Source organism: Mesorhizobium sp. M0244, assembly GCF_040321795.1.
Lineage (GTDB): Bacteria > Pseudomonadota > Alphaproteobacteria > Rhizobiales > Rhizobiaceae > Mesorhizobium.
Map to the genome: position 1 here is coordinate 1 of NZ_JAMYSE010000086.1, position 26,782 is coordinate 26,782.

The window sequence follows — 26,782 nt, forward strand, 5'->3', positions numbered from 1 at the left end:
GGTGACGCGCGGGAGCGGACACCCGGCACCGCATGGCCCCCCCGCCCTGTAATGGGTCCGCACCCCCGGGGGCCTTTTATCACGCCCCGGGCGGCGCGCTGCGATATGCGCGCCGAGATTTCACGCCGCGCCAGCGGCATGACATGGGCCACCGCCGGAACGACCGTCCTGGCCAGGGGAATGTTGATGCCGCAAGGTCCGAGCGCGAATTCGTCGCGCGTGCCGAGCTGGACGGCGCGGCCGATCGCGGCATTGGCGTTGGCGTAGGTGAAGGAAAGCTGGCCGCGCACGCAAGCGACCGAAATGTTTTCGGCGAGCAGCGCTTCGGCTGACGGGTTGGCGAAGATGATGGTCATGTCTTCAGCGACGATCAGCACCGGATGGTCGAGGCTTTCGATGATGGAACGGAAGATTTCGGCCTTGCGCCGCTCGGCTTCGAACAGGTCGCCGATGGTCACCGCACGCCGCACATGCGGCGCCAGCAGGCAGACAAGCTCGAGATCCTCGCTGGAAATCTGGCGCCTGTCCTTGTCGGTAACCACCATCAGCGTGCCGATCCGGGTCGGCCGCTTCATCAACGCCACCCAGAAGAAATCGTCCAGCCGGTTGGGTTGCACCCATTCGCGCATGATGCGGCTTTCGAGCCATCTCTGTCGCGTATCCGGACCTTGCAGGGCGTAGATCGAATCGACGGTGAACGGCACGTCGATCTCCATCTTGGGAACCGCCGCATAGAACGGCACTTGCGAGCCGTAGTCATGCTTCAACGGCTCAAGAACTGCGGGATCGCCGCAGGATACCGAAAACCGCGCGGAGCTGCTGATCGTATCGATGACGGCGAGCATGGCAAGCTGGCCTTCCGCCAGGCTGCAGATGGCCTCGAGTGTCGCCTGCCAGCGGTCGACATCGGCAATCGAATCGTAGATCGCCTCAACGACCTGCGGCAATGCGCGACCGGCCGTGCCCGCCAGCGATGACATGAGCCCCTCTCATTTGCCGCCCTTGAGGCGACGAAGCATCAACTCCTAGAATAACGCCGCGTAAGGTTGCCAACAACCCATTTCATCTGCTTCGGGCGGTCGCGAAGATCCCAAAAACGCATCGCTTCCCCGCCAGCCATTTGCTCGTCAGTTGCGGCAAGACCCTTGCCTTCGTAATGCCATGACGCCATAAGCAGGAACAGGCGCCGCCGCAGCCGCCGCGAGGACTTGCTACAAGGACTTGCCACGAGGATTTGGATGAAAACTTTCCTTCTGCAGTTTTTCACCTGGTGGAACAGCCAGACGCTGGGAACGCGCTTCCATACCTGGCGGCACGGCAAGATGGTCGGGCAGGACGAAGTCGGCAACGTCTACTATGAGGGCGGCGTCGACTCAGAAGGCCGCACCCGCCGCTGGGTCATCTACCGCAACTATTCGGAGGCCTCGGCGATCCCGCCCGGCTGGCATGGCTGGATCCATCACCGGGTCGACGTCGCGCCGCCAAGCGAAGACTACAAGCCGCGCGACTGGCAAAAGCAGCATTTGCCGAACCTCACCGGCAGCCCCGCAGCCTATCGCCCGAAGGGCTCGGTGCTGACCAATCAGCATCGCCCGCAGGTGACGGGCGATTACGACGCCTGGACGCCCGGTTCGTGATCGATCGCCGAGATACGGCACGGTCCTTTGTCGCCACAATTGCTGTTTAGCTGTTTGCTGATCCGACAGCAGCAACTAGCCTTGGCGTTAAGAGAATCACCCGGGCGCAAACCACCGGACTTTGCATGAACATGTTCAGCCGAATCTTGACAGGCGGACTAACCGCGGCCGTCGTCGCTTCGACGGCTACGCTTGCTGCTGCGCAGGAGTTGGCGCCGCCGGACGCGCCGGTGGCGCCTGCAGCACCCGCAGTATCCGACCGCGTCACCAATCCCGTTGCTGAATTCGCCGGAATCGACAAGATCACCGGCCGTATCATCACCTTCGACGTCTATATCGACGAGACGGTGCAGTTCGGTGCTTTGCAGGTGACGCCGCGCATCTGCTACTCGCGGCCGGAAAACGAAGAGCCGAAGACGGATTCGTTCGTCGAGGTCGACGAGATCACGCTCGACCGGAAAATCCGCCGTATCTTCACCGGCTGGATGTTTGCCGAAAGCCCCGGGATCAACGCCGTCGAGCACGCCGTCTATGATATCTGGCTGAAGGGCTGCAAGCAGAAGTCCGACGTGCCGGCGCCCGCTGCCCCCAAAACCAACTAGAGTCTGTCAGCGCGGCGGCGGATACACCGCGCCTTGCGGAACCGCCTTGTTGTCCGTGCGTTGGGGCCTGTCTACGGAGGAGGTTGCCGTGATGATGGCCAACAAGAACGAGCTTCTCGACATCGAAAAGGGATTCTGGACCGGCGACACGGCCTATTTCAAGGCCAATGCCGACACCGAGTGCCTGGTGGCCTTCCCGCAAATGGCGCAAGCGATGAGCAATAGCGATCTTGCCGAAACCGCGACGGACCCGAACCGCTGGCGCGATCTCGACATCGACCTCAAGGGCATCATCGAGCCGGGCAGCGACATCGTCATGCTGACCTACGAGGCGCGGGCGACGCGGCAAAATGGCGAACCTTATGCGGCGCTGGTCAGCACCGGCTATGTCCACCGCGTCAATGGCTGGAAGATGATGTTCCACGCACAGACGCCGCTGGAGATCGCAGCGAAAGGCTGACCGGCCGCTGGATCACGGAAAAAACACAGCCTCGCCCTTCAGTGCCTCGGCGAGCATCTTCTCGTACTTGCCGCGCGGCACGTCGATTGCGCCGAAACGTTTGAGATGCTCGGTGGTGAACTGCGTATCGAGCAGCGCAAAGCCGCGCGCCTTCAATCGTTCGACGAGGTGAACGAGGCAAGCCTTCGAGGCGTCGGTCTCCCTGGCGAACATGCTCTCGCCGAAAAACACGCGGCCGAGCGATACGCCGTAGAGGCCGCCGACCAGCCGGTCGTCGTGCCAGGCCTCGACGGAATGGCAATGGCCCATCCGATGCAGCTCGACATAGGCTTCGCGGATCGGCGCGTTGATCCAGGTCGACCGCCGTTCCTCGCGTCTTTCGGCGCAGGCGTCGATCGTCGCCTCGAAATCGAAATCGATGCGGAACTCGAACGGGTTCTTGCGGATCGTCTTCCTCAGGCTCTTCGGTATGTGGAACCCGTCGAGCGGGATGATACCGCGCGTCTCCGGCCGCACCCAGAACACTTCGGGGTCACTGGCGTTTTCGGCCATCGGGAAGACGCCGGAGGCATAGGCTTTGAGCAAAAGGTCGGTCGGGATGCGATAGCCGGGTGCGTAGGGACGGGTCATCGCGTCGGCCCTGTGTCACTCGCCTTCGGCCAGGTATTTTTCCAGCCAATGGATGTCGTAGTCGCCGTTGGCGATGTCGGCGTTGCCGACGAGGTCGCGAAACAGCGGCAGCGTCGTCTTGATACCGTCGACGACGAATTCGTCGAGTGCGCGCCGCAGCCGCATCATGCATTCGACGCGGTTGCGGCCGTGCACGATCAGCTTGCCGATCAGGCTGTCGTAGTAGGGCGGGATCTTGTAGCCGGAATAGACGCCGGAATCGACACGGATGCCGAGCCCGCCCGGCGTGTGGAAATGGGTGATGGTGCCGGGCGAGGGGGTGAAGGTGCGCGGATCCTCGGCATTGATGCGGCATTCGATGGCATGGCCGTGGAAGCGGATATCTTCCTGGCGCACCGAAAGCCCGCCGCCCGAGGCGACGCGGATCTGCTCGTGCACGAGGTCGATGCCGGTAATCGCTTCGGTCACCGGATGCTCGACCTGCAGGCGCGTATTCATTTCGATGAAATAGAACTCGCCGTTCTCATAGAGGAATTCGATGGTGCCGGCCCCGGAATAGCCGAGATCGGCGATCGCCCTTGCGCAGACGCCGCCAATATGGGCGCGCTCCTCGGCATTGAGCGCCGGCGAGGGCGCCTCTTCCCAGACCTTCTGGTGGCGGCGCTGCAGCGAGCAGTCGCGCTCGCCGAAATGCACGCCGCGCCCGGCGCCGTCGCCGAACACCTGCACTTCGATATGACGCGGCTTCTGCAGATACTTCTCGATATAGACGGCATCGTCGCCGAAGGCCGCACCCGCCTCCGAGCGTGCCGTCTGCAGCGCGACCTCGAGGTCGGCCTCGCTATGCGCCACTTTCATGCCGCGCCCGCCGCCGCCGGCCGACGCCTTGATGATCACGGGATAGCCGATCTCGGCGGCAATGCGCTTGGCTTCCTTTTCCTCCGTGACCGCGCCGTCGGAACCGGGCACCACGGGGATGCCGAGGCGCTTTGCCGTGCGCTTGGCCTCGATCTTGTCGCCCATGATGCGGATATGGTCGCCGGTCGGGCCGATGAAGGTGATGTTGTGCGCGGCCAGGATATCGGCGAACTTGGCGTTCTCCGACAGAAAACCGTAGCCGGGATGCACCGCGTCGGCGCCGGTAATCTCGCAGGCGGCGACGATCTGGTGGATGTTGAGATAACTGTCGCGCGACGGCGGCGGACCGATGCAGACGCTCTCGTCGGCGAGACGCACATGCATGGCGTCGGCGTCGGCGGTCGAGTGCACCACCACCGTCTGGATGCCGAGCTCCTTGCAGGCGCGCAGCACCCTGAGGGCAATTTCGCCGCGATTGGCGATGAGGATTTTCTGGAACATCTTTCGCCTGTTCCCGGCTCTACTCGATCACGACGAGCGGCATGCCATATTCGACCGGCTGCGCATCTTCGAACAGGATCGCCGTCACCGTGCCGGCGCGCGGCGAGGGGATCTGGTTCATCGTCTTCATCGCCTCGATGATCAGCAGCGTCTGGCCTTCCTTGACCTTCTGGCCGATTTCGATGAACGCCTTGGCGTCGGGCGACGGTGACAGGTAGGCGGTGCCGACCATCGGCGAGGCGACGGCGTTCTTCGACATTTCGGCCGCTGCCGGTGCGGCGGCTGCCGCAGGCTGCGCGGCTGCCGGCGCATAGGCCGGCGGCGCTGCGGCGACCGCATGGACCGCCGGCGCCTGCCGCGACACGCGCACCTTGAGGTCACCCAGCTCGACCTCGATCTCGGTCAGGTTGGTGTCGTTCAGTATGCCCGCCAGATCGCGGATCAGCTGCTGGTCAACACCGTTCTTCTTTATCGACATTTTCGAGCCTTCTGTTTGTTGGCCGGTCATAGGCGTGCAGCCAGCGCCTGCAGCGCCAGCGTGTAGCCGAGCGGCCCGAACCCGCAGATCATGCCGACAGCGACCGGCGCGACCATGGAGACGTGGCGGAATGGTTCCCGCGCGTGGATGTTGGAGAGATGCACCTCAGCGACCGGCAGCGGCGCGACGGCGCGGATGGCATCGTGAATGGCAATCGAGGTGTGGCCGTAGGCGCCCGGATTGATGACGATTGCGACGGCCTTGTCGGCGGCCTCCTGGATCCAGTCGACGAGGTCGCCCTCATGGTTCGACTGGCGGAAATCGATCTCCAGCCCAAGTGCGGCACCCGCCTGCTTGCAGTCGTCGGCGATCGCGGCAAGCGTCTTACCGCCATAGATGCCCGGCTCGCGCTTGCCGAGCGCGTTGAGATTGGGGCCGTTCAGGACGAAAACCGTTTTCAAAAAATGCCGACCTTTCCCGGCGCGGCTAAGCCGGCGCGCCGGACCCTCTATAATGGGCATAGACGCTGGCGAAAAGAGCGCAAGTGCGTTCTTTCGCCGTCCACAACAGCCGGAAAACGGCCCGCGCCAGAAACCCCCAGCCTAATCGAAACTCGGAAGCTAATCAGAGCGCGGCCTTTACCGCCTCGATCTTTTCGGCCAGCACTTCCTGTCCAAGCGCGCCGAACACAACCTCGTTGCCGACGACGTAGGACGGCGTTCCGGTGATGGCGAGCTTGGTGGCGAGATCATAGGTCTTGGAGAAGGCCTCCGTGATGCTCGGGTCCTTCATCTTTTCGCGCAGCGCCGCCTCGTCGACGCCGAGCGACAGCGCCACCTTGATCGCCGCTGCCTCGGTGGCGCGCCCCTGGCCGCCGAGCAGCGCGTTGTGGAATTCGCCGTATTTCTCCGGCTTCATCAAATGGAAGGCCATCGAGACGACGCTCGCCTTCTGCGAATCCGGGCCGAGGATCGGGAACTCCTTGAGCACGAAACGCAGGTCCGGATCGGCTTTGGTCAGCGCCTGCATATCCTCGATGGCGCGTTTGCAGTAGCCGCAATTGTAATCGTAGAACTCGACGATGGTGACCTTGCCGTTCGGGTTGCCGACAACACCGTCGAAGGCGGAGTTGAAGATCTGGTCCTTGGCGTCTTTGATGACGCCGAGACTGGCGAGCCGCTGCTCTTCCTTCTGCTTGGCCTCGAGCGCCTGCTGGGCCTCGAGAAGCACTTCCGGGTTCTTCAGGAGATAGTCGCGGACGATGCCTTCGACTTCGGTGCGGTCGAGCTTGGTTTCCGAGGATGCCGTCTGGGCAAGCTGCGCCGTACCGGCCTTCGCCGTCTGCGGATTTCCGGCGACGAAGCCGAACGCCAGCATGGCGAGAGCGGCTGCCACTCCGGTAGTGCCCAGCAGGATTGCCTTGTTCATGATCCTCGATCCTCTTGCCTGTGTTCGGGTCCGCTCGGTTCGGCTGTGTCGCAGCGTGCGTCCGAAAGGTTCACTTCTTCTTACCTGATGGTGCGTAGTTTATAATGTCCTGCGCGCGAAGCCAGCCCGGCTCGCCCCGCTTCATGCTCTGCTGCGCCCGCATGGCGAAGATCTTCGCGTTCTTGTAGTCGCCGGAATAGAAATGCCCTTCGGCGGTCGCGAGCTCGGCGGCCGGGATATTGCCGAGTTCGCCATAGGCCTGTGCCAGATAGCGGTATCCGGCGGCGTTTTCGCGGTCGCGCCCGAGGCCGGTGTTGATCTGCGCCACTGCCTTCTTCAGCGAATCCGGCGTGCCGATGGCCATCAGCGCCTGGCCGTAGGAGACCGGCAGCAGCCCGGATCGCGCCGGATCGAGGCTGACCGCCTTGGCATAAGCTTCCGCGGCATCCTTCGGCCTGTTCGCCTTCATCAGGATGTCGCCGCGCAATTCCTGGAAATAGGGATTTTTCGGCTGTTCCTTGATCAGCGCGTTGGTCTTGGTGAGCGCCGAGGCCAGATTGCCGAAAAGATAAGTCATCTGCGCGTCGCCATAGCGCGCGGCGAGGCTGCCGGGGTTCTTGCGCATCAATCGCGACGCCGCTGCCTGGCCTTGCATATAGGCGGCGATCTTGATGCGCATCATGTCGTGGCGCTGCTGCAGTGCCGGCGGGTCGACCTTGTCGACGTAAGGGCTCTGCTTCACCAGCACTTCGAGATTGGCGATACGCTCCTGCGGCATCGGATGGCTGATCCTGTAGGGATCGACATGGGCGCCCGAGAGCGACAATGCGTTCTGGAAACGGTTGAACGTCTTCAGCATGCCCATGCCGGACTGGCCGGTAGCATTGAGATAAGCGATTGCCGAACGGTCGGCGGTCATCTCTTCGGTGCGCTGATAGGCGAGGATGCTGCGTTGCGCCATCTCGCCGCCGCCGGCCATCACGCCCATGCCGGCCCCGGCGAGGCCGCGGCTGTTGCTGGTGGCGCCGGCCACCATGGCGCCGGCGCCAAGCAGCGTCGCCAGGATCGCCATCGTCTTGGCGCGCTCGAGCTGTTCGCGCAATTTTTGCTGGTGCCCGCCGGCGATATGGCCGGCCTCGTGGGCGATGACGCCGATGATCTCGTTGGGCGTTTCGGCCGTCATCAGCGCGCCGGTGTTGATGAACAGACGACGGCCGGCAACGAAGGCGTTGAAGCTCTGATCGTTGACCAGCACGATGTTGATGGCATCGTTTGACAAGCCTGCTGCCTTGAAGATCGGCCGCGCGTAATCGCGCACCAGCGCCTCGATCTCGGCATCGCGCACCACCGGCACATTCTGCGCAAACGCATTGACCGAGCCGGCTATAGCGACCACCGCGGCAAGCGAAAGCGTCGCGAAAGAGCGCGCTGTCCTGGCGATCGTCGATTTGGGTCGGCTCAACATGGCAGGTCCACTGGTAGACGAGCGGGCGAAGGATGAAAAGTCGGCACCTTAAACTTACCGAACTTGTGATCCCCACATCAATCGGGCATTTGTGCGGCGCGGCGAGCATGGCCGGCACGTGCGGACAAGTGTGGTGGATTGAAAAATGGTTGTTTCGCTTTCGCGCCGCGGCGCGGTCGAGCCGTTCCACGCCATGGACATCCTGGCCGAGGCGAATCGGCTGAAGGCCAAGGGCGTGCCGGTCGTTTCCATGGCTGTCGGCCAGCCCTCCGACCCGGCGCCGGCCGGGGTTCGCGAAGCGGCGGCCAATGCCTTGAAAGCAGGCCGCATCGGCTACACCGACGCGCTGGGCCTCGCCGGCTTGCGCAAGGCGATCGCGGCGCATTATGGCGAGCATTATGGGCTTGATGTTTCGCCCGAGCGGATAGCCGTCACCACCGGATCGTCCGCCGCCTTCAACCTTGCTTTCCTGGCAATGTTCGATCCAGGCGACCGCGTCGCCATCGCCGCGCCCGGCTATCCGGCCTATCGCAACATTTTGGCTGCGCTCGGCATCGACATCGCCGAGATCGAACTCGACGGCGCCGCCTATCTCCATGCCGAGCACCTGAAAGACGCGCACCGCGAAAAACCGCTGAAGGGCGTGCTGTTCGCCAGTCCGGCCAACCCGACCGGCGCGGTCATCCCGGCCGGCGATCTCGAGGCGCTGGTCAAGATGGCGCAAGAGCTCGGCATCGCTGTGATCTCAGACGAAATCTACCATCGGCTGGCCTATGCAGCGCCCGACACGACGGCGCTTTCTTTCGGCGCGGATGTGACGGTGATCAACTCCTTCTCGAAATATTATTGCATGACCGGCTGGCGTATCGGCTGGATGGTGCTGCCGCAGGAACTCGTACGGCCGGTCGAACGCATCGCCCAGAGCCTCTATATCTCGCCGCCCGAACTGTCACAGATTGCCGCGATCGAAGCGTTCAAGGCGACGCAAGAGCTGGAAGCGGTGAAGGCGCGTTACGCCTGGAACCGCGAGTTGCTGATGAAACGCCTGCCGGAACTCGGCTTTGCGCTGGCCGCGCCCATGGACGGCGCCTTCTATGCCTTCTGCGATGTCACCCGGCACACCAATGACAGCATGGCGTTTGCGCGCCGGATGCTGGCCGAGGCGCATGTGGCGGCGACACCCGGCCGCGATTTCGATCCGTTGCAGGGCCATCGCACGATGCGCTTTTCCTACGCCGGCAGCCACGACGACATGGTCGAGGCGATGGCGCGTATCGAACGCTGGCTGAAGTAGCGGGGGCGACGATGCCGGAGCTTGAACAGGCGCCCCAACTTGAACAGGCGTTGCGCGAGGTGGCCGCCGAAATGGCGGAGCGTACTGATCGCGGCGACGTTGCCAGTTATATTCCCCAGCTGGGCAAGATCGACCCGAAAAAATTCGGTATTGCCGCGGTGACCAATGACGGCCGCGTGCTGACCGCGGGCGACGCCGACGAGGCGTTTTCGATCCAGAGCATTTCGAAGGTGTTCACGCTGACGCTGGCGCTCGGCAATGTCGGCGACGCACTGTGGCAGCGGGTCGGACGCGAGCCTTCGGGCAACCCGTTCAACTCGATCGTCCAGCTCGAGCATGAGAACGGCATTCCGCGCAATCCGTTCATCAATGCCGGCGCCATCGTCGTCTCCGACATCCTGCTCGCCGGCCACCAGCCGCGCGAGGCGATCGGCGAGATCCTGCGCTTCATCCAGTTCCTGGCCGATGACGATACGATCATTATCGATCGCGAGGTCGCGGCTTCCGAACGCGCCACCGGTTTTCGCAATTTCGCGCTTGCCAACTACATGAAATCATTCGGCAATCTTTACCACGCGCCGGAGCTGGCGCTGGGTGTTTATTTCCACCATTGCGCGATCGCCATGAGCTGCCGGCAACTGGCTCTGGCCGGGCGCTTTCTCGCCAATGGCGGCAACAATCCGGCGACCGGGCATTCCGTCGTCTCAGCCGAGCGCGCCCGCCGCATCAGCGCGATGATGCTGACCTGCGGCCACTATGACGGCTCCGGCGACTTCGCTTTCCGCGTCGGTATTCCCGGCAAGAGCGGTGTTGGCGGCGGCATATTGGGGATCGTGCCGGGCGTCGCCTCGCTTGCCGTGTGGTCGCCTGGCCTCAACGCCAACGGCAATTCCAGGCTGGGTTCGATCGCGCTGGAAAAACTGGCGAAAACGATGAACTGGTCGATCTTCGCGCCATAGTGTTGTCGCCCGGAATCGGACAAGAAAAATCCCGCGCCGCCGATTGGGCTGCGCGGGATTCTTTGTCAGAAAATCAAGATAAGCTACGGAAAGGCTTAGAAAAAGCCCTTCCGCTGCCACCAGCCGGCACGCTTCGGCTTCTCCTCGGCTTTTGGCTCCTCAGTCTTTGCCTCGTCGGGGACGATCGAGGAGACGACCGGCACGACCGGAGCATCCACCGGTGCGGGCTTGCGCCGCGACGGCCGGCCCTTCGGCGTTTCCTTGGCAGCCGCCACTTCGGTCTCCTGCGACACCGACGCAGGGGTCTCGTCGGAAGCCACCGACGCGGCCTCGGCAGCCGATGTCTCGGCGCCCGCAATCTCGGCAACTGCTTCCGCCGCAGCCTTCTTCGGCTTGGCGGCACGGCGCGGCTTCTTTGGCTTTTCGGCGCTCGGCGTGTCGTCGTTCGCCGGAGCACGCGCCGCAAGCTCTTCGGCAGGCGGCGCCCCTTCCGGCTCGCCGGTCACGGGCTCTGCTTCCGACCCGGCGCCTTCTGCCATGTCGGCCGGCTCGCCGGCGCTGGCTTCGACGCCGTCTTCGCCGTCTTCACGGCGATTGCGCTTGCCGCCGCGCTTGCCGCGCCGGCGTTTCTTGCCGTGACCGTCGTCCGCCGCCTCCACCGTTTCGGCAACACCGGCCGGCGCTTCACGTTCCGCTTCGGCGCCTTGATCGCTGGAGGCTACGAGGGCGTCGTCCGTCGGCACCGAGATGGAAGCACCTTCCACAGGAGCGCCAAGCTCGCGCTCGCCGTGCTCGCGATCGCCATGTTCGCGGTCCCCGTGTTCACGATCCCCATGTTCGCGGTCCTTGCCGCCGCGCCGCCTGCGGCGCTTGCGGCGCTTGCGATCGCGGCCTTCGCCGTCCTCGCCGGACCTTGGCTGCTGCGGCTGCTGGGCAGTGCGTGGCTGCTCAGCCTGCACCGGTGCCTCGTCTTCCTCCTCGATGACGATCTCGTCCTCGGGTTCTTCCGGCTCGACATAGGCCGGGAACGCGCGGGCCTCGACAAAGCCTTCCGGCTTGTCGGCCAGCGCGCCGCGGAAGATGGCATAATGCTGCGCTCCGACTGTGTCATCGGCTTCGATGGTGATGGTCACGCCGAAGCGGTGCTCGAATTCCACCAGTGTGCCGCGCTTGTGATTGAGCACATAAAGCGCCGTCGCCGCCGGCGTCCGCACCGTGATGTGGCTGCGCGAATCCTTGAGCAGGAATTCCTCGATCGCTCGCACCACCATCAGCGCGACCGACGAATCGGAGCGCACATGGCCGGTGCCGCCGCAATGCGGGCAAGGCTTCATCGTCGATTCCAGAACGCTGGCACGGATGCGCTGGCGCGACATCTCCATCAGGCCGAAATGCGAGATGCGGCCGACCTGGATGCGGGCACGATCGTTCTTGAGGTGATCCTTCAGCCGCTTCTCGACGGAGCGGTTGTTGCGGTTCTCCTCCATGTCGATGAAGTCGATGACGATCAGGCCGGCGAGATCGCGCAGCCTCAATTGCCGGGCGACTTCCTCGGCGGCTTCCAGATTGGTGTGGAGTGCGGTGTCCTCGATCGAGTGCTCCTTGGTGGAACGGCCCGAATTGACGTCGATGGCGACCAGCGCTTCCGTCTGGTTGATGATGATATAGCCGCCGCTCTTCAGCGTCACCTGTGGCTGCAGCATGCGGTCGAGCTGCGCTTCGATGCCGTTGCGCACAAAGATCGGCGTCGTGTCGCGGAACGGCTGAACCACCTTGGCGTGACTCGGCATCAGCATGCGCATGAAGTCCTTGGCCTCGCGGTAGCCTTCTTCGCCGGAAACCAGGATCTCGTCGATGTCCTTGTTGTAGAGGTCGCGCACCGAGCGCTTGATCAGGCTGCCTTCCTCATAGACCAGGGCAGGGGCCGTCGATTGCAGCGTCAGATTGCGGACGTTTTCCCAAAGCCGCATGAGGTATTCGTAGTCGCGCTTGATCTCTGCCTTGGTGCGGCTTTCGCCGGCCGTACGCAGGATGACACCCATGCCTTGCGGCACTTCGAGATCGGCGACCACTTCCTTCAGCCGCTTGCGGTCCTGCGCATTGGTGATCTTGCGCGAAATGCCGCCGCCGCGCGCCGTGTTCGGCATCAGCACCGAATAGCGGCCGGCCAGCGACAGATAGGTAGTCAGAGCCGCGCCCTTGTTGCCGCGCTCTTCCTTGACGACCTGCACCAGCAGGATCTGCCGGCGCTTGATCACTTCCTGGATCTTGTACTGGCGGCGGACCGGCTTGCGGCGGTTGCGCACTTCTTCCAGCGCGTCCTCGGCACCGACCGATTCGACCTCGTGATCGTCCGGATGCGAGGATTGCACCTCTTCCAGCATGCCACGGTCATTGTCTTCGGACGTCGCTTCGCCGCTTGTCTCGGCCCCGCTTGTCTCGACTTGTGGGACGGCTTCGGAGATTACGTCGGCATCGACGCTGGCGGCGATGGAACTCGATCCGCCTTCGGACGGCTCGGTCTCGCCGCGATCGACGACTTCATCACTCTGTCCGGTGGCATCCTCGCTCTGTCCGGCAGTGTCGGACATGGTGTCGCCATTGTCGGTAGCGGCATCCAGGTTTTCTGCGACGGAATCTTCGCCGTTCTCGCCATTCTCACCGTCGGCCGCGCCTGCCTCGCGCCTGTGCTCGCCACGGTCGCGGCTCTTGCCGCCGCGCCGGCGTCCGCGCTTGCCACGGTCGCGGTTCTGGCGGTCCTCGCCTTCGGCGGCTTCCTCGTCCTCTTCGTCCTGGGCTTCCTGTGCTTCCGCACGCAGCAGCGCCTGACGGTCGGCGACCGGAATCTGGTAATAGTCGGGGTGTATTTCACTGAAGGCGAGGAAACCGTGACGGTTGCCGCCATATTCGACGAAGGCTGCCTGAAGGGAGGGTTCGACGCGCGTTACGCGGGCGAGATAGATATTTCCTTTGAGCTGCTTCTTGTCCTGGGATTCAAAGTCGAATTCTTCGATACGGTTACCGCGAACGACGACAACGCGTGTTTCCTCCGGGTGGGAGGCGTCTATCAGCATTTTGTTGGGCATTATTTCGTTTCCCCCCGGCAGCCGTCGGCCGCAGCTTGCGGGGCAATGCCCGCTGCCGTGGACCTGGAACATGGGTGCCGGACAATTGAACGTCCGCCGGCCGCTGCCTGAGCGCCATGGCGGTGCCGCCCGCAGCCGTAGTGGCGCGGTTTGTTGCGGACCTTTCCATGATTGCGCTTGAAGCCATCGTAACCAGCAGAACCTTTTGAACCAAAGCCCGGGAAAAACCGGACCAGCTTGTTTGCTCATACAGAGCCGGCACGGGACAATCCCGGCCGTTTTGCTCACGCAGGCGATTCCCCCGCCACGGGAGCACGCCTGCGAAAATCGTCGCGATCACCGATGCCTTCTTCGCCTGAAGCGAAAGGAGCCGTCTTGCGTCTGACCTGTAGCAGGAAGCTGCGGAGGAGGACGGTTCCAGGATTGCAGTGATCCACCATCGCTTTTATGATTTGGCGGGTTGGAAGGCAACCCCGATTCCCGATGCCGGCAAAAAGCCGTTCCGCAGGGGAAGCAGAGGTCTCACGCCTTCCATGAAAAGGCTTGGTTAACCTTCTCTGGATACCAATCGTTAATCGAGTTCGCGGCCTGACCGTCACTTCGACAGTCAATCGGTCATGACGCCAAACGGGAGCGACCGGTAGAAAGATGGGACTGGCAGGCTTCGCAGACAAGGGCCGTCATAATGGAGGCTGGTTCTTCCGCGCCGCTTGCCTGCTGCCGCTGATCCTGGCTTGCCTGGTCTTTTCGCCGCTTTCGCGTGCTGCCGACGCACCGCTCGGCGCGACAAGCTACAAGATGGCCGGCGATGCGACCAAGATGCGCATTGTCATCAATTTCGACCGCGAGCCCGATATCAAATGGTTCCTGCTGCGCGGCCCCGATCGTCTGGTCATCGATCTGCCGGCCACGAGATTCGCCCTCAATGCCAAGGATGTGAAGCCGCGCGGCCTTGTCCGCGCCGTGCGCTATGGCGATCTCGGCAAGGGGAAATCGCGGCTGATTCTCACCGGCAAGGGACCGTTCGCCGTCGACAATCTCGACGTGCTAAAGAATGATGACGGCAACGGCTACCGCATCGCCGTCGACATGTCAGCGGCATCGCAGCGGGAATTCGATGCAGCGCTTGCCAATCAGGCGTTGACCACCGGCTCGACGGTCTCCGCCGACAAGGCCGGCAGGGTCGGTACTGGGCCGGTCTCCAATCCGGGCCATCGTTTCACCGTCGTCATCGATCCGGGCCATGGCGGCATCGACGGCGGCGCCGAAGGCCTGAACGGTACGGTCGAGAAGAACGTGACGCTCGCCTTTGCCATGGAACTGCGCGACAAGCTCGCCGCCAGCGGCAAATACGACGTGTTCTTGACGCGTGAGACCGATGTGTTCCTGCGGCTCGACGACCGCGTGCGCATTGCCCGCCAGCATGAGGCCGACCTGCTCATCTCGATCCATGCCGACACGATCAGCGTCAAGGGCATTCGCGGCGCAACCGTCTACACCGTGTCCGACAAGGCTTCCGACCCGCAGGCGCAGGCGCTTGCCGACCGTGAAAATCTTTCCGACCAGTTCGCCGGCATGGAGATCAAGGACGACAACAAGGAAGTGACCGATATCCTGATCGACCTGATCCGCCGCGAGACGCATAATTTTTCGATGAGCTTCGCCCACACTCTTGTCGGCCAGCTTTCCACCAGCGTCGGCCTGATTAACAACCCGCAGCGTTCTGCCGGCTTCAAGGTGCTGAAGGCGCCGGACGTTCCGTCCGTGCTGGTCGAACTCGGCTATCTGTCGAACGCCAAGGACGAGGCGCAGTTGCTCAGCGCCGATTGGCGCAGCAAGGCCACCCAGAGCATAACCAACGCCGTTGCGCTGTTCGCTTCGGCCAGGAGCGGAACGGGGGCCGGAGGCTGAAATGCCCGCCATCGCCCACAACCTGAGGCAGCGTTGCACGGCGACAACACCCAGTGCTTTTATTTTCGGCATTCGAGACCGAAATTCCACGCTGCCGTATTTTGCCCACATGGTCGCGACATGGGTTTGCGATTACGGGTTGGGATCGTCCCGAAAGCTTGCGCGAAGGGCGGCTTCGTTTAGGAAATTCCCGAACCAAGGACTGGAGCGGGTATGATTCGTCTCATTGGCTATTTCTTCGGCATCGGCACGACGCTGGCCCTTTTGGTCGCGGCGGGCGTGGCAATTTATATCAGCCATTTGTCGAAGGACCTGCCCGATTACGAGGTGCTGGCCAAATACGAACCGCCGGTGACGACCCGCATCCATGCGTCGGATGGCGCGCTGATGGCCGAGTATGCGCGCGAGCGGCGGCTTTATCTGCCGATTCAGGCGGTCCCGGATCGTGTCAAGGCGGCCTTCCTGTCGGCCGAGGACAAGAATTTCTACAATCACCCCGGCATCGACGTGACCGGCCTTGGCCGCGCCATCATTGTCAACCTGCAGAATCTTGGCTCGGGCAAGCGCCAGGTCGGCGCCTCGACGATCACCCAGCAGGTGGCGAAGAACTTCCTGTTGTCTTCAGACCAGACCTACGAGCGCAAGATCAAGGAGATGATCCTCGCCTTCCGCATCGAGCAGGCCTACTCGAAGGATCGCATTCTCGAGCTCTACCTCAACGAGATTTTCTTCGGCTTCGGCGCCTATGGCGTCGCCGGTGCTGCACTCACCTATTTCGACAAATCGGTGAACGAGCTCACCGTGGCCGAGGCCGCCTATCTCGCCTCTCTGCCGAAGGGGCCGAACAACTACCATCCCTTCAAGCATGCCGATCGCGCCTTGGAGCGCCGCAACTGGGTCATCGACCAGATGGTCGAAAACGGTTACGTCACGCATGAAGAAGGCGAGAAGGCCAAGGCCGAGCCGCTCGGCGTCACGCCGCGCCGTACGGGCAACTATCTCTTCGCCGGGGAATATTTCACCGAGGAAGTGCGTCGCCAGATCATCGCGCGCTATGGCGAGAATGCGCTCTACGAGGGCGGCCTTTCCGTCCGTACGACGCTCGATCCAAAGATGCAGCTGATTGCCCGCAAGGCCATGCAGAACGGTCTTATGAAGTTCGATACGCTGCGCGGCTACCGCGGGCCGGTCACGAGCATCGACGTTTCCGGCGACTGGGGCGTGCCACTGGGCAACGTCAAGCGACTGGAGGACGTGCCGGAATGGTCGCTTGCCGTCGTGCTCGACAGCTCGGCCACCGGCCTGTCCATCGGCCTGCAGCCGACGCGCCAGATCTCCGGCGAAATCGTCAAGGACCGCGTCGAAGGCACCGTCAGCCGGGAAGACATGAGCTTTGCCATGCGCCACGTGGTAAACGGCAAGACCGTCAAGGCGAGGTCGCCGGCGGACGTGCTGAAGCCGGGCGACGTGATTTTCGTGCAGAAGAACGAGGGTTCGGACAACAGCTACAGCCTGCGCCAGGTTCCCGAAGTGGAAGGCGGACTGATCGCCATGGATCCGCATACCGGACGCGTCCTCGCCATGGTCGGCGGTTTCTCTTACGCGCAGTCGGAATTCAACCGGGCGACGCAGGCCATGCGCCAGCCGGGATCGTCGTTCAAGCCGATCGTCTATTCGGCCGCCCTCGACAATGGCTACACGCCCGCGTCGGTGATCATGGACGGGCCGATCACCATCCAGAGCGGCAACACGACCTGGACGCCCAAGAATTACGACGGAACGGTGGCTGGTCCGGCGACCTTGCGGTCCGGCATCGAGAAATCGCGCAATCTAATGACGGTGCGGCTTGCTAACGATATGGGCATGAAGCTGGTCGTGGAATATGCCGAGCGTTTCGGCGTCTACGACCATCTGGCGCCGTATCTGCCGATGGCGCTGGGATCCGGCGAGACGACGGTGATGCGCATGGTGTCGGCCTATTCGATCATGGCCAATGGCGGCAAGTCGATCAAGCCGTCGCTGATCGACCGTATCCAGGACCGCTACGGCAAGACCGTCTTTAGGCAGGACGAACGCGGCTGCGAAAACTGCAACGCTGCCGAATGGCAGAACCAGCCCGAGCCGGAGCTGGTCGATAATTCCGAGCAGGTGCTCGATCCGATGACCGCCTATCAGATCACATCGATGATGGAGGGCGTCGTGCAACGCGGTACCGGCGCCACCATCAACGAGCTCGGTCGTCACATCGCCGGCAAGACCGGAACGACCAACGACGAAAAGGATGCCTGGTTCATTGGCTATACGCCGAACCTCGTTGTCGGCCTTTATATGGGCTACGATCAGCCGAAAGGTCTTGGCAAAGGCGCGACCGGCGGCGGCCTTGCTGCGCCGATCTTCAAGGATTTTATGCGCGTGGCGCTGGACGGCACGCCCAATGTCGACTTCAAGGTTCCCGAAGGCATGAAGCTGATTGCGATCAATCGCAAGACCGGCATGCGGGCCAGCGCGGGCGACGCCGGAACCATCATCGAAGCCTTCAAGCCGGGTACCGGTCCCGCCGACAGCTATTGGGTGATCGGCATGGGTGCGGACGGCTCCAACGCCACCGGCGGGGCGCTGTCGCCGCAGGCCAACCAGGCCATCCAGTCGGGCGGCGGCGGGCTCTACTGACAATCGTTACATTCGGTCGGGCCCGGCTTGACGATCATGGTCGAGACGGCCCATTCCGCTTTACAGGGGCCGGTGCTTTACAGGGGACGGTGCCGTCCCTATGTATCGCGCCACCAAGCCGCCATTCAGCAACAGGACAGAACAGCCAGCCATGCGCGCGGAAACGCAAAATATTGTCGACGAGATCAGGCAGGCGATAACCCTGCTGAGGAGGCATCTTTGACTGGGACCAAGCCATAAAGCGGCTTGAGTACCTGAATGTCCGTGCCGAGGATTCGAGCCTCTGGAACGAGCCGTTGGAAGCGCAAAAGTTGATGCGCGAGCGCCAGGGCCTCGAGGAAGGCATTGCCGCGGTCAAAGGCCTCACCCAGGCGCTGGAAGACAATATCGGCCTGATCGAGCTTGGCGAGGAAGAGGGCGACGAGGGCGTCGTCGCCGAGGCCGAAGCGGCGATCCGCTCGATGCGCGGCGAGGCCAAGGCGCGGCAGATCGAAACGCTGCTGTCGGGCGAGGCGGACGCCAACGATAGCTATCTCGAAGTCCATGCCGGCGCCGGCGGCACCGAAAGCCAGGACTGGGCCTCGATGCTTCTGCGCATGTATACGCGCTGGGCCGAGCGCCGCCGCTTCAAGGTCGAGGTGCTGGAAGTGCATGACGGCGAAGAAGCCGGCATCAAGTCCGCCACGCTGCTGATCAAGGGCCACAACGCCTATGGCTGGCTGAAGACGGAATCCGGCGTGCATCGTCTCGTGCGTATTTCGCCCTATGACAGCAATGCGCGCCGCCATACCTCCTTCGCCAGCGTCTGGGTCTATCCCGTCATCGACGATACGATCGACATCGACGTTTCCGAATCCGACGTCCGTATCGACACGTATCGTTCTTCGGGATCAGGCGGCCAGCACGTCAACACCACCGATTCGGCGGTCCGCATCACCCATCTCGCCACCGGCATCGCGGTCGCCTGCCAGGCGGAGCGCTCTCAGCACAAGAACAAGGCCAAGGCCTGGGAAATGCTGCGCTCGCGGCTTTACGAGGAAGAGCTGAAGAAACGCGAAGCGGTGGCGAACGCCACGGAAGCGTCGAAGAGCGATATCGGCTGGGGCCACCAGATACGTTCCTACGTGCTGCAGCCCTATCAGCTGGTGAAAGATCTGCGCACCGGCGTCGAGAGCACCAGCCCGTCGAGCGTGCTCGACGGTGACCTCGACGATTTCATGGAAGCCTCGCTGTCGCAGCGGATCGAGGGTGGCGCTGGCGAGACGGTGGCAGACATCGACTGAGGCCGCCGGGCACCAATCCGGCAGGAATGTGGGTTCATCACGCGAGAGTTACGGCCATCGCGCGAGAGTGACCGGCTCTCAACTTGAACTTACCTGTCCTTCTACAACTTTGTTTTTCATCGAATTTCCCAAAGTTGGTTTCCGCTTTTTGACGCGGATGCTTCAGGCCTGCCGGCGCCCAGCCCGGAACCACTGCGAGCCGAATGCCGTTATTGGCGATCCCGCTGCCGGGGATTGATCAGGCCAGGTCTCGTCAATCAGTGCGGCAGGCTGGTTCCGGCTGCAGAGGTCGGCGTTCGGTTTGCGACAGCAATTCCTTGCGCCAACAAAGGAATCAGCACAGCATTCAATGGCTGGGGGGGAAAAAAGCATTTATGGCCGGACGCGGCGTATCTGCGACCTGACGATCCGGCCACTGGGAAGACACGTTCCGGGAACGGGCAAGCGAAATGCTTGACAACCGTTGATAGGAACTGCGCTCATGCCTGCTCTCACAACCAGACCGGCCCCAGTCGCCCGCACGGCGCGCCGACTCCTGAATTCACTTGTCGCGGCAGTGGTTTTGATTGCTGCCGCCATTCCATTTGCGGCGCCTGCTCTGGCGCATGATGCCAAGCCGACCGCGGCTATGCCGCAAGGTTGGAGCTATCCGTTCTCCTGCTGCTCTGGCTATGACTGCCGCGAGGTCTCCCAGACATCGATCAGCGAACGCCCCGAGGGCTATGTCATCAAGGGGACGGGGGAAGTCGTGGCCTACAGCGACAAACGCATCAAGAATTCGCCCGACGGCGAATATCACTGGTGCTCCGTTGCCGGCGCCAATGACGGAAGGACCATCTGCCTGTTCGTGCCACCATCGTCCTTTTAGTTTGATGTATGTCGCCGAGGCCTGCCCTTGGGCTTGACCAAGCGTGTGCAGCGGTTTTGGCATCGACATGCATCGATTGGGAACCTGCGCATTGCAGACGACAGGTCTGCTGACAGAGAGTTGTCAGGACCGTTTCTTTATGTTGCCTTTGCCGTAGGGGCGGCGGGCAATTGGGAGGATCGTTCATGACCATCAAGGCGAGCTGCCACTGCAAGGCGACGACGTTCGAGGTTTCGCAAGCGCCGCAGACGGTGACGCAATGCACCTGCTCCTTCTGTTCGAAACGCGGTTCGTTGTGGGCCTATTACGCCCCCTCGCAATTCAGGCTTACCAGCCCGCCGGAGAATGTTTCTTTCTACCAATGGGGATCGAAAACCGTAAAACACGGCTTTTGCGTCACCTGCGGCTGCGGCACCTTCACCGAAACGCCGGACTGGTCGACAGGCGAGCCGAATTTCGACAATCCGAAGATCAGCGTGAATTCGCGGCTGTTCGACGATTTCGATCTCGACAAGGTCGAAGTGGTGGTCATCGACGGCAAGAATCTCTGGTAGCCGGTCGAATTGCGGTGGTCGCGCGAGCCGCTGCAGCCGTGTGGAATTGAGCCGGGGAAAGCTGCAGCAGCGGCTTTTGCTGTTCCGTTTTTCGCCGCATTTCATGTTACAAGTCGCTGGAAGGGCTGATGCGGTGCGCCGTTACGCGGCCGTGGAATGGAGAGGGACCACCATATGAAAAAAATCGTGCTCGCCGTCGTGGCGACGGCTGTGCTCGTGAGCGCATGCACCACCGATCCCTACACCGGGGAGCAGAAGGTTTCCAACACCGCTGCCGGTGCCGGTCTCGGTGCGCTGGCGGGTGCCGGGCTCGGCATGCTTGCCGGCGGCAACGACCGCCGCAATGCGCTGATCGGCGCGGGCATCGGTGCGCTTGCCGGCGGCGCCATCGGCGCCACCATGGACCAGAACGAGGCCGAACTGCGCCGGCAGCTTGAGGGCACCGGCGTCAGCGTCACCCGCACCGGCGACCAGATCATCCTCAACATGCCGTCCGACATCACCTTCAACGTCGACCAGGACGCGGTGAAGCCCGGTTTCTATCCGGTGCTGAATTCGGTGGGCCTTGTGCTGAAGAAGTTCCGGCAGACCACGGTCGACGTGTTCGGCCACACCGACTCGACCGGTGGCGACGAGCACAATTTCGACCTGTCGCAGCGCCGCGCCCTGGCTGTCGCCAACTATCTGTCCGGGCAGGGCGTCGATTCCCGCCGCTTCGCCGTCACCGGCTTCGGCAAGACGCGTCCGATCGCCTCCAACGCGACCGCTGCCGGCCGGGCTCAGAACCGCCGCGTCGAGATCCAGCTGTCGCCACTCACCTGAGGGAAGCGCATGAACCGAGAGCGGCCCCGCAAGAGGCCGTCCTATGGTTATGCCGGACCGCCGGCAGCCGGCGGTCCTTCGTTCGTGATGTCAGGACCGCGCCGGCTGATCGACAATCGCGGCAACGATCCGGCGCACGATCGGAAGCACAATCAGCAGACTGGGAAACGCAACAAGCCATGAAGCGCCCCATGCATAGCTCCAGGCCGCTATAAACCCGTTCGTCCAGCCTGCGCCGATTGCCGTCGAAACCGCCGAGACAATCGAGGACATCAGGATCGAAAGAACGAACGGCATCACCACTGCGCCGTAGGAGGGCGGCAGCTTTCTCAACTTGAAGGTTCGGTCCGGTGATGCTTGCATCGAAATCTCCCAATCAGAAAATGTGCGTAAGCGCTTTTGTGAGGACGATCAGGCGGCATATGCCATCTGCAGCGCCAGTTCCCGAATGAAGTTTTGCAGCGAACGCGGCTCGCGGCCAAGGGCGGCGCGCAACGTCAGGCTGTTCCCGCCGAGTCCGTATTTGGCGTAGTGGCTGTGTACTTTGGCCAGCATCTGCAACTGGCGGTCAGTATAGGGAAGGCGGGCTTTCGCCGCCCAGTCTTGAAATGTCGGCTCGCCTCCTGAAATGGGCCGGCCAAGCGCTTCGCTCATCATGGCAACGACCTCTTCGCGGCTGTGCATACCGTCGGCGCACAGCTCAAGTGTCGCATAGGACAAACGCGCTTCGGTCAGTGCGATCGCCGCCACTTCAGCCACATCGCGATAGTCGACGCGAGCCAGCCTCGCCGTCTTTGGAAACGGCTCCGAGAAAACGCCATGCTCGACGACGGATGGCCAGGCCGCCGCGATATTCTGCATGAAATTGGCAGGGTGCAGAATGGTGTAGTCCATGTTCGTCGAATAGAGGGCAGCTTCGACGGGCACCTTGCTCGCATGGTTTTCCAGTCTCGTATTGGTGGGCTGGATTACCGACGAGAAGACGAATTTCCGAACGCCTGCTCGCGCCGCCGCCTCAACCATGGCAACCCCCATAGCGGCTTCGTCGGGAGTAAAGGCCGGTCCGATGTGGAAGACACCGTCGACACCTTCGACGGCATGTTCAAGGCTCTGATGGTTGCGCAGATCTCCGGTCGCGATCTCGGATGCGCCGGCTTTCCGGGCTTTTTCGGCGGCCGCGGCGTCACGAACAAGCGCTCGAACCCTGGCATTGCGGCGGACGAGTTCAGGCACCACCAAACCGGCAACGCGGCCTGCGGCGCCCACGACCAGGACGGTTGGACTGGATGTTCGCATGACGATCTCCTTCCCTCAAATCTGCCTTTCGGACCTGTTGCAGGGAAGATAAAATGTAGCGAACTGCGTTACAATTGATCGATTTTGCGATAGTTTCTCCCGATTTTCGGGAGAAACCCTGCGATGAGCCGGATAGACGATTTTGAAGCCTTCATTGCCATTGTCGAGCACGGCAGCTTGACGGCTGCCGCACGGCGGCTGAACCGCTCGCTGCAGTCAGTCAGCCGGTCCTTGGCGACGTTGGAGCATGCTGTCGGGGTTGAGCTTCTGCACAGAACGACGCGCCGCTCGACGCCGAGCGAAGCCGGAGCGGCTTTTTTCCAGCGCATCAAACCCGCCATCGAGGAAATAAACGAAGCCAGGCTTCAGGCGGCCAACCGACGATCGGAGCCGTCAGGCACTCTGCGCGTGAGTGCCCCGGTTCTGTTCGGCCCGGATTTCCTCGTGCCGGTCATCGCCGATTATATGCGGACATATCCCCGGGTTGAGGTTGACCTCCAGCTTTCCGATGAATTTGTCGATCTTGATGCCGAGGGCCTCGATTTGGCAGTCCGGATCGGCAATTTGCCGGATTCCAGTCTGCGGGCGAAGCGGCTGGGAGCGTTGCGGCGCGTCGTGTTCGGCGCGCCTTCCTACTTTCTGCAAAGCGGCCGACCGGCCCATCCGCTTGAATTGCCTGAGCATAATTGCATCGTACGAACCGCTGACGGCCGCCCGGGCAAATGGATGTTTCAGATTGAAGGCAAGCCTCGGCCGGTGAAGGTCGCGGGCACTTTCCGGTCGAATTTGATGATATCGATCTATGCAGCCGCGGTTCACGGATTGGGTCTGGGCTACTCGCCGCTTTGGCAGATAAAACACCTGGTGGACGATGGCCGCCTGGAGCTGGTTCTAACCGAATTCGAGCCGGTGCCGGTGCCGATACACGCCGTCTGGCCGGAAGGCAGATCCTCCTCCGCCAAAGTCCGCGCTTTTCTGGATCTGCTGGCGTCCCGCCTGGAGCTCAAGAACCTTTAGGGCGAAGCGATGCACAGCCCCGGAAATTTGCCCGGAAGGGTGTCATCTGGAAGGAGTTGCGCGTCCGCGCGACGCGCAGGCGTTGCAGTCTCAGACCTTGGCGACGATCCGCATGAAGGCCGGCATGTCGTCGCCGAAGCCGACGGTCGCGTCATTGTCTTCCTGCCGCTGGCGGGCAGGGCGCTCGCGCTGCGGCCTGGTGTCGCCGCGTTCGGGCGCGCGCCGTTCGTTGCGATCGGGCGAAGCCTTGCGCTCGCTGTTTTCGGAGCGGATCGCCTCCTTGCGGGCGTGCCGCTCGCCGGTGTCTGCGACCGCGGCTTCGGCCACGACCGGCTGTTCCTCGCTAACCGCTTCCGGCGCCGCTTCCTCGCTGCGCTTGGCGTGGCGTTCACGCGGCTTGCGCTCGCCCCTGTCCTTAGCGTCGTCCTTGCGCCCGGCGCGGCGTGGCGCGCCGCGGCCACGGCGCGGAGCCTCATCTTCGCCGCCCTCGCTGGCGACGACCGTCGACAGGTCGCCGTCGTGCCACTCGATCTTGGTGCCGATCAGCCGTTCGATGGCGTCGATGTATTTGGTGTCCGACTTGGTCGCGATGGTGAAGGATTTGCCCGAGCGTCCGGCGCGGCCGGTGCGGCCGATGCGGTGGACGTAGTCCTCGGCGTGGATCGGCACGTCGTAATTGAAGACATGGCTGACGTCGGGAATATCGAGGCCGCGCGCCGCGACGTCCGAAGCGACGAGGTAGCGCAGCTTGCCGTCACGGAAATTGGCCAGCATCTGCATGCGCGCGCGCTGGTCCATGTCGCCATGCAGGGCGCCAGCGTCGAAATCATATTTCAGCAACGAGCGGAAAAGCTCCGCCACCTCTACCTTGCGGTTGCAGAAGATGATGGCGTTCTTCAGCTCGGCATCCTCGGCCTTCATCAAATTGCGCAGCGTCTCGCGCTTGTCCCAGGGTTTTGGCCCGGATTTCACCAGCCGCTGAATAATGTTGGTGGCGGCCGACGCAGCCTTCGACACCTCGACGCGCACCGGCGCGTGCAGGAATTTCTCGGTGAGCTTGGTGATTTCGGGCGGCATTGTCGCCGAGAAGAACAGCGTCTGCCTGGTGAACGGGATCATCTCGCAGATACGCTCGATATCGGGGATGAAGCCCATGTCGAGCATGCGGTCGGCCTCGTCGATGACGAGGATCTCGACGCCATTGAGCAGGAGCTTGCCGCGCTCGCGATGGTCGAGCAGGCGGCCTGGCGTCGCGATCAGCACGTCGGCGCCGCGCTCGAGCTTCTTGTCCTGCTCGTCGAAGGACACGCCGCCGATCAGCAGCGCGATGTTGAGCTTGTGGTTCTTGCCGTATCTGACGAAATTCTCTTCGACCTGCGCGGCAAGCTCGCGCGTCGGCTCGAGGATCAGCGTGCGCGGCATGCGGGCGCGGGCACGGCCCTTTTCCAGCCGGGTGAGCATCGGCAGGACGAAGGACGCCGTCTTGCCGGTGCCGGTCTGGGCGATGCCCAAAATATCCTTGCCGAGCAAGGCATGCGGAATGGCGCCCGCCTGGATCGGCGTCGGCTCGGTGTAGCCGGCATCGGTAACTGCGGAAAGGACCTTCGGCGACAGGCCGAGGTCTGCGAAGGTCAACGCTTCTTGAGCGATCTGGGTGTCTGAGGACAAGTTTGGCTGTTCTTTGGCTGGTTCGGGGGCGCAACATAAGCAGTCGCGGCAAGCGCCGCGCGCCTGCAAGATTAGTATTGCAGGTAGGCGCAAGCCCACGATTTGTCAACACAAACGGGCGGCATTGGCGCGATTGTGAAGTCGTAACCTTAATCGCGATGGTTACCGCTCGTCGATGGCCCGCTCTTCAGGAAGGCGACATTCTCGCACCAGCGCAGGTGTTGCAGATCAGCAACGCCAGGGTGCATTCATTCTGACCACACCCCAAAGTCTCCGCTGCGTTTCTGGCAGCGGCCTTGACTCCGGCGATCGCGGCCGATGTCGTGGAATTGCCGGTCGCATCAACGTATAACTGGACGGGCCTCTATCTAGGCGCACATGTCGGCGGTGGCAGCAGCAAAGTAGACTGGGAATATACTGTTGGCGGGACGGCTGATCATGATGGCAGCGGCGCCCTGGGCGGCGTCCAGGCCGGTTACAATTTCCAGAGCGGAAATATAGTCTATGGCGTCGAGGCGGACATCTCCGCCGCCCACATCGATGGGAGCACGGCCTGTCCGAACGCCGCTTTCTCTTGCGATTCCGATGTAAAGATGCTCGGATCGCTGCGTGGCCGAATTGGCTATGCGATGGATAGGCTGCTGATCTACGGTACCGGCGGTCTCGGCTTCGGCACTGTTGAGATTAGCACAAGCGGTCCGATCGGGACCAACGGCACCTCGAAAACCAGAGCAGGCTGGACCCTGGGCGGGCCTGGAATATGCCTTTACCGATCACTGGTCGCTCAAGGGCGAATACAAATATTTCCGATCTGGGCAAGGGCGATTATACTGTCGACACCGGCCTGAATGTCGAAGCAAAGGTCCGCATACACACCGGAGTCATCGGCTTGAATTACAAGTTCTGATCGCAACGATCGGCCGCCGCAACAGTCTTGTGTTGTCAAATAGGAACCCGGCCTCGTGCCGGGTTTTTATTTGCACGGTCTGTTCAATACCTGAACTGTTCGGCGAGAATGCGCTCGTTCCACGAATGGTTGGGATCAAACAGCAGCGTCGCCGTCGCCGTCGGCGATTCCCTCACCGTGACCGTCGTCACCGCCTTGACCTCGGTGTGGTCGGCGGCGGCATTCACCGGCCGCTTTTCCGGCTCCAGAATGTCGAAACGCACGATCGCCTTGTTGGAGAGCAGCGCGCCGCGCCCGCGGGGCGGCAGCAACCCTCAGACCGGGGGCAGAGCCACCAGCGCTCCCCCGCGCGGCCTGATAGGGCCGGGGCCCGGCACAGTAATTTGTC

The 26,782-nt window shown here is 62.6% G+C and carries 24 protein-coding genes and 1 pseudogene; 13 read left to right on the forward strand and 12 right to left on the reverse strand.

Annotated features, from left to right (window positions below; all coding sequences use genetic code 11):
• Window positions 1–980, reverse strand: a 980-nt coding sequence (locus tag NKJ08_RS31135) for a PAS domain-containing protein (protein ID WP_352784932.1), incomplete at its 3' end; no start/stop codon positions are given.
• 258 nt (window positions 981–1,238) lie between these two features.
• Between NKJ08_RS31135 and NKJ08_RS31140 the strand changes: the two genes are divergently transcribed.
• The 3 genes from NKJ08_RS31140 (at window position 1,239) to NKJ08_RS31150 (ending at window position 2,699) form a co-directional block, all read left to right on the forward strand.
• Entirely contained in the window at window positions 1,239–1,637 is a 399-nt protein-coding gene (locus tag NKJ08_RS31140) for an NADH:ubiquinone oxidoreductase subunit NDUFA12 (RefSeq protein WP_352526498.1), read from the forward strand.
• Window positions 1,638–1,762: 125 nt separating this feature from the next.
• On the forward strand, window positions 1,763–2,239 hold the full coding sequence (locus NKJ08_RS31145; protein ID WP_352779625.1) for a DUF2155 domain-containing protein: 477 nt from the start codon (window positions 1,763–1,765) through the stop codon (window positions 2,237–2,239).
• Between the two features lie 91 nt (window positions 2,240–2,330).
• Entirely contained in the window at window positions 2,331–2,699 is a 369-nt protein-coding gene (locus NKJ08_RS31150; RefSeq protein WP_352779627.1) for a hypothetical protein, read from the forward strand.
• A gap of 12 nt (window positions 2,700–2,711) precedes the next feature.
• Here the strand turns inward: NKJ08_RS31150 and aat are convergent, their stop codons facing one another.
• From aat to NKJ08_RS31180, 6 genes are all read right to left on the reverse strand, one after another.
• A complete protein-coding gene (gene aat / locus NKJ08_RS31155; RefSeq protein WP_352526493.1) occupies window positions 2,712–3,329 on the reverse strand; it encodes a leucyl/phenylalanyl-tRNA--protein transferase in 618 nt (205 codons plus the stop codon).
• 15 nt (window positions 3,330–3,344) lie between these two features.
• Window positions 3,345–4,688: an acetyl-CoA carboxylase biotin carboxylase subunit gene (gene accC / locus NKJ08_RS31160; protein ID WP_352526492.1), complete on the reverse strand. Its 1,344-nt coding sequence runs from the start codon at window positions 4,686–4,688 to the stop codon at window positions 3,345–3,347.
• Between the two features lie 19 nt (window positions 4,689–4,707).
• Window positions 4,708–5,166 carry an acetyl-CoA carboxylase biotin carboxyl carrier protein gene (accB, locus tag NKJ08_RS31165; protein ID WP_352526490.1) on the reverse strand — a complete coding sequence of 153 codons (459 nt, stop codon included), beginning with the start codon at window positions 5,164–5,166 and terminating at the stop codon, window positions 4,708–4,710.
• Window positions 5,167–5,192: 26 nt separating this feature from the next.
• Window positions 5,193–5,627: a type II 3-dehydroquinate dehydratase gene (gene aroQ / locus NKJ08_RS31170; protein WP_352526489.1), complete on the reverse strand. Its 435-nt coding sequence runs from the start codon at window positions 5,625–5,627 to the stop codon at window positions 5,193–5,195.
• Between the two features lie 163 nt (window positions 5,628–5,790).
• Entirely contained in the window at window positions 5,791–6,594 is an 804-nt protein-coding gene (locus NKJ08_RS31175) for a DsbA family protein (RefSeq protein WP_352526487.1), read from the reverse strand.
• A gap of 70 nt (window positions 6,595–6,664) precedes the next feature.
• Window positions 6,665–8,059 (reverse strand): M48 family metalloprotease, encoded by a 1,395-nt coding sequence (locus NKJ08_RS31180; RefSeq protein ID WP_352526485.1) that lies wholly within the window; start codon window positions 8,057–8,059, stop codon window positions 6,665–6,667.
• A gap of 145 nt (window positions 8,060–8,204) precedes the next feature.
• Between NKJ08_RS31180 and NKJ08_RS31185 the strand changes: the two genes are divergently transcribed.
• Together NKJ08_RS31185 and NKJ08_RS31190 are read left to right on the forward strand one after the other, a co-directional pair.
• Window positions 8,205–9,353, forward strand: coding sequence for a pyridoxal phosphate-dependent aminotransferase (locus tag NKJ08_RS31185; RefSeq protein ID WP_352526484.1), 1,149 nt, complete (start codon window positions 8,205–8,207; stop codon window positions 9,351–9,353).
• Window positions 9,354–9,364: 11 nt separating this feature from the next.
• Window positions 9,365–10,312: a glutaminase gene (locus NKJ08_RS31190; protein WP_352526482.1), complete on the forward strand. Its 948-nt coding sequence runs from the start codon at window positions 9,365–9,367 to the stop codon at window positions 10,310–10,312.
• Window positions 10,313–10,407: 95 nt separating this feature from the next.
• Here the strand turns inward: NKJ08_RS31190 and NKJ08_RS31195 are convergent, their stop codons facing one another.
• On the reverse strand, window positions 10,408–13,398 hold the full coding sequence (locus NKJ08_RS31195) for a ribonuclease E/G (RefSeq protein ID WP_352784939.1): 2,991 nt from the start codon (window positions 13,396–13,398) through the stop codon (window positions 10,408–10,410).
• Window positions 13,399–14,046: 648 nt separating this feature from the next.
• Between NKJ08_RS31195 and NKJ08_RS31200 the strand changes: the two genes are divergently transcribed.
• The 6 genes from NKJ08_RS31200 (at window position 14,047) to NKJ08_RS31225 (ending at window position 21,506) form a co-directional block, all read left to right on the forward strand.
• Window positions 14,047–15,309: an N-acetylmuramoyl-L-alanine amidase gene (locus NKJ08_RS31200; RefSeq protein ID WP_352526478.1), complete on the forward strand. Its 1,263-nt coding sequence runs from the start codon at window positions 14,047–14,049 to the stop codon at window positions 15,307–15,309.
• Window positions 15,310–15,522: 213 nt separating this feature from the next.
• Complete coding sequence (locus NKJ08_RS31205) at window positions 15,523–17,979, forward strand: penicillin-binding protein 1A (RefSeq protein WP_352526477.1); 2,457 nt, start codon at window positions 15,523–15,525, stop codon at window positions 17,977–17,979.
• Between the two features lie 151 nt (window positions 17,980–18,130).
• A protein-coding gene (gene prfB, locus NKJ08_RS31210; protein WP_156948021.1) for a peptide chain release factor 2 occupies window positions 18,131–19,262 on the forward strand; the annotation gives its coding sequence in 2 pieces (ribosomal slippage) (window positions 18,131–18,196 and window positions 18,198–19,262; 1,131 coding nt in all).
• 481 nt (window positions 19,263–19,743) lie between these two features.
• Window positions 19,744–20,130, forward strand: coding sequence for a hypothetical protein (locus NKJ08_RS31215; RefSeq protein ID WP_352526475.1), 387 nt, complete (start codon window positions 19,744–19,746; stop codon window positions 20,128–20,130).
• Window positions 20,131–20,315: 185 nt separating this feature from the next.
• Window positions 20,316–20,684: a GFA family protein gene (locus NKJ08_RS31220; RefSeq protein WP_352526473.1), complete on the forward strand. Its 369-nt coding sequence runs from the start codon at window positions 20,316–20,318 to the stop codon at window positions 20,682–20,684.
• Between the two features lie 174 nt (window positions 20,685–20,858).
• Window positions 20,859–21,506 (forward strand): YiaD family glycine zipper/OmpA-like lipoprotein, encoded by a 648-nt coding sequence (locus NKJ08_RS31225; RefSeq protein ID WP_352526471.1) that lies wholly within the window; start codon window positions 20,859–20,861, stop codon window positions 21,504–21,506.
• Window positions 21,507–21,596: 90 nt separating this feature from the next.
• Here NKJ08_RS31225 and NKJ08_RS31230 read toward each other — a convergent pair whose 3' ends face one another.
• Together NKJ08_RS31230 and NKJ08_RS31235 are read right to left on the reverse strand one after the other, a co-directional pair.
• On the reverse strand, window positions 21,597–21,869 hold the full coding sequence (locus NKJ08_RS31230) for a DUF2798 domain-containing protein (RefSeq protein ID WP_352526469.1): 273 nt from the start codon (window positions 21,867–21,869) through the stop codon (window positions 21,597–21,599).
• Between the two features lie 48 nt (window positions 21,870–21,917).
• Window positions 21,918–22,802, reverse strand: a complete 885-nt coding sequence (locus NKJ08_RS31235; protein ID WP_352526467.1) for an NmrA family NAD(P)-binding protein — start codon at window positions 22,800–22,802, stop codon at window positions 21,918–21,920.
• Between the two features lie 123 nt (window positions 22,803–22,925).
• Between NKJ08_RS31235 and NKJ08_RS31240 the strand changes: the two genes are divergently transcribed.
• A complete protein-coding gene (locus NKJ08_RS31240) occupies window positions 22,926–23,819 on the forward strand; it encodes a LysR family transcriptional regulator (RefSeq protein ID WP_352526466.1) in 894 nt (297 codons plus the stop codon).
• A 90-nt stretch (window positions 23,820–23,909) separates the two neighbouring features.
• Here the strand turns inward: NKJ08_RS31240 and NKJ08_RS31245 are convergent, their stop codons facing one another.
• Entirely contained in the window at window positions 23,910–25,487 is a 1,578-nt protein-coding gene (locus tag NKJ08_RS31245; protein WP_352526464.1) for a DEAD/DEAH box helicase, read from the reverse strand.
• 323 nt (window positions 25,488–25,810) lie between these two features.
• Between NKJ08_RS31245 and NKJ08_RS31250 the strand changes: the two genes are divergently transcribed.
• The gene (locus tag NKJ08_RS31250; protein WP_352784943.1) at window positions 25,811–26,335 is read left to right on the forward strand and encodes an outer membrane protein; all 525 of its coding nucleotides are present in this window, start codon (window positions 25,811–25,813) and stop codon (window positions 26,333–26,335) included.
• A gap of 142 nt (window positions 26,336–26,477) precedes the next feature.
• Here the strand turns inward: NKJ08_RS31250 and NKJ08_RS31255 are convergent.
• Window positions 26,478–26,782 (reverse strand): annotated as a pseudogene (locus tag NKJ08_RS31255) (diacylglycerol kinase catalytic domain-containing protein); the annotation flags it as partial.